The following is a 3,718-nucleotide window of genomic DNA, read 5'->3' as shown; positions in this document are numbered from 1 at the left end:
TCTCGGTGTAGCAGTTCACTTCGACATGGAACAATACACCTACAAAGACTTAACCATTGCTATTCTCAAAGAATTGTTGATGGAAGAAGAGTTTCGCAACCGCAGCGACATCGGTGTGACAACTCAAGCATATTTGCGGGATAGCGAAAAAGATTTGCAAGGTATTATTGACTGGGCAAAAAATCGAGGTTGCCCCGTTACTGTTCGACTCGTTAAAGGAGCGTATTGGGATCAGGAAACTATCAAAGCTTTACAACATGACTGGCCACAACCAGTATTTAACGATAAACCCGAAACCGATGCCAATTTTGAAAAGCTGACTCAGATGATGTTAGAAAATCATCAATATATTTATTCAGCTATCGGTAGTCATAATGTTCGTTCTCAAGCAAGAGCGATCGCCATTGCTGAAATTCTCAAAGTTCCTCGGCGTTGTTTCGAGATGCAAGTTCTCTATGGTATGGGCGACCAAATAGCAAAAGCATTAGTTGACAAAGGTTATCGCGTCCGAGTTTATTGTCCCTACGGCGACTTATTACCAGGAATGTCATATTTAATTCGTCGTCTGTTGGAAAATACTGCCAACAGTTCATTCCTCAGACAAAGTTCAGAAAACCGACCTTTAGAAGAATTATTGGCAGCACCAAGCACTAACGGTAAAACTACAATTCACGATGTTGTTAAACCAGTTTTTCCCAATGCTGCGGATAGCGACTACGCCGACCCTAAACAACGGCAACAAGCTCTGGATGCTATTGGTAAAGCACGACTACAGTTAGGAAAAACATATCTGCCAATTATTGATGGTGAATACACAAATACTGCACAAATAGTTGATTCCGTTAACCCATCAAACCCCAAAGAGGTTATTGGCAAAATTGGTTTAATTTCTGTAGAACAAGCAGAACAGGCAATTCAAGCAGCAAAAGCAGCATTTCCGGGTTGGAAGAAAACACCTGTTCGGGAACGGACAGGGATATTGCGCAAAGCTGCCGACTTAATGGAAAAACGTCGCCACGAACTGACAGCATGGATGGTTTTAGAAGTTGGCAAACCTCTTAACCAATGTAATGCGGAAGTTTCTGAAGCTATAGATTTTTGTCGCTACTATGCTGATGAAATGGAAAGGTTAGATGGGGGTTATAAATATGATGTCGCTGGAGAAACTGACCGTTATTATTATCAACCCCGTGGTATTTCTTTGGTAATTTCTCCTTGGAATTTTCCTCTAGCTATTCCTACTGGAATGACAGTTTCATCTTTGGTGACTGGTAACTGCACCTTGTTAAAACCAGCAGAAGTATCATCAGTTATTGCCTCAAAAATTGCTGAAATTTTGGTGGAAGCAGGTTTTCCTAAAGGAGTATTTCAGTTTGTTCCGGGTAAGGGTTCCACCGTTGGCGATCTTATGGTGAAACACCCAGATGTTAATAGTATTACTTTTACTGGGTCTCAGGAAGTAGGTTGTCATATCTATGCTCAAGCTGCAATTTTGCGACCAGGGCAAAAACATTTGAAGCGAGTTATTGCTGAAATGGGTGGTAAAAATGCGATTATTGTCGATGAAAGTGCAGACCTCGACCAAGCAGTTGCTGGTGTTGTGTATTCTGCTTTTGGATATAGCGGACAGAAATGTTCTGCTTGTTCGCGGGTTGTTGTATCTGCAACAATTTATGACACCTTTGTTAGTCGCTTGGTAGAAGCTACCCGATCGCTAAACATAGGAGATGCGGAGAAACCAAGTACCCAAGTAGGTCCGGTGATTGATGACAAGGCGCAAAAGCGAATTAAGGAATATATTGCTAAGGGTAAGCAGGAGGCAGAAGTTGCTATTGAGATGAGTGCGCCAGAGGATGGTTATTTTGTCGGTCCGGTGGTATTTAAGGATGTGTCACCGAGTGCGACTATTGCTCAGGAGGAAATATTTGGTCCGGTGTTGGCGGTGATGAAAGCGCAGAATTTTACTGAAGCGTTGGAAATTGCTAATGGAACGAATTTTGCTTTGACTGGTGGGTTGTATTCTCGTACTCCTTCTCACATTGAACAAGCAAAAGCAGAATTTGAAGTGGGGAATTTATATATTAATCGTGGGATTACTGGAGCGATCGTTTCTCGACAACCGTTTGGTGGGTTTAAGTTATCTGGGGTGGGTTCAAAAGCAGGAGGACCTGATTATTTACTGCAATTTTTGGAACCGCGTACGATAACAGAGAATGTGCAACGGCAAGGTTTTGCACCTATTGAGGGTGTGGATAGCTGAAAAAAACCTAACCCCCCAACCCCCTTAAGTGCTAGCGTTGGGGGAGTGTATCTCCCCTCTCAAAAGCAGGAGAGGGGTCGGGGGAGAGGTCTTCAGCATGGGAGCAAGATGTTCCCACTGCTGTACCTCAGAACAAAAATAATGACAATGCACCACCATCGGCGTAATTAAACCTAATTATTTCGTTATTGCGACCGGAACGGAGTGGAGGGAAGCAATCTCAATTATTTCGGAGACTTAAAATTTTACAACTGATAACTGATAAGTGAAAAAATGATAACCCGGTAGGGACGTTGTATGCAACGTCTCTAGGATGCAACGCCAAGGACGGGAGCAAGATGCTCCCACTGTTAACTGATAACTGAAAAAGGGAAGTTGACAAAAAAATTTGACATGGTATTATAAGCATAATGGGAAAGGTGCGCTCATATATACTCAAATAAATTAAGCCCAAAAAACAATATTTCCCTGCTAGGCAGTCTGATAACTGAAAAAATTATGCAGTCTGGAAAAATTCTGAGAAATCACTACAAAATTATTGACTCTCTCGGAAGCGGAGGGTTTGGGGATACCTATTTAGCTGAAGACTTAGACTTACCAGGAAATCCGAAATGTGTAGTCAAACATCTCAAACCTAGAAGTTCAGACCCAGAAGTTTTAGCTACTGCCCAAAGGTTGTTTGAGAGAGAAGCAGAAACTTTATACAAATTAGGGAAAGACTTAGAGCAGATACCAAAATTATTTGCTCATTTTCAGGAAGGAACAGAATTTTACTTAGTACAAGAATATATAGAAGGGCAAGATATTAGTCAGGAACTTACCCCAGGGAAAAAATTAAGCGAGTCTTACACCATTGCCCTACTCAAAGGAATATTAGAAGCATTAGTAGTAGCTCATCAAAATAATATTATTCACCGAGATATTAAGCCACAAAATCTGATGCGCCGTAAGTCGGATAACAAAATAGTATTGATAGACTTCGGAGCAGTAAAAGAAATAAGTGTATTAACTACCAACCAACCAGGAACAACAACCCTAACAGTAGCAGTCGGAACACCTGGTTATATGGCAAGCGAACAAAGTAAAGGCAAACCAAAACTGAGTAGCGATATCTATGCAGTGGGAATGGTAGGAATAAAAGCACTGACTGGTAAAAACCCAGGAAATTTACCCACAGACCAAGATACAGGAAATATAGTCTGGCGGAACGAGGCAAAAGTAAGTAATCATCTGGCAAATATATTAGAGCTGATTCATAAAGAGAATCTAAAGAAAGTTGCTCCTAGTCAAATGAGGTGTTATTGTTGAGTATAGTTGCTCCATATTATAATTAATGAGTCGTCTACCTGCGATCGCTAACCCTAAACGTCAACCATACCCAAGCGACCTGAGTGATTCGTATGGGGGAGATACTCAAGCCTCTGCTACCTAAGCCTAAAGGCTTTGGGCATCCTGTTC

General features: G+C 41.6%; 2 protein-coding genes. Both read left to right on the top strand.

The annotated features are described in order from the left end of the window. Positions 1–2,260: L-glutamate gamma-semialdehyde dehydrogenase (gene pruA, locus F6K22_RS35360; protein ID WP_293109208.1), on the top strand; the 2,260-nt coding region annotated here is incomplete at its 5' end. A 498-nt stretch (positions 2,261–2,758) separates the two neighbouring features. Beyond that, positions 2,759–3,568 (top strand): serine/threonine-protein kinase, encoded by an 810-nt coding sequence (locus tag F6K22_RS35355; RefSeq protein ID WP_293109206.1) that lies wholly within the window; start codon positions 2,759–2,761, stop codon positions 3,566–3,568. The last annotated feature ends 150 nt before the right edge of the window (positions 3,569–3,718 follow it).

Origin of the sequence: Okeania sp. SIO2F4, assembly GCF_010672385.1 — a bacterium.
Lineage (GTDB): Bacteria > Cyanobacteriota > Cyanobacteriia > Cyanobacteriales > Microcoleaceae > Trichodesmium.
Note: the sequence above shows the minus strand (reverse complement) of the source record. Positions and strands in the feature narration are given on the sequence as shown.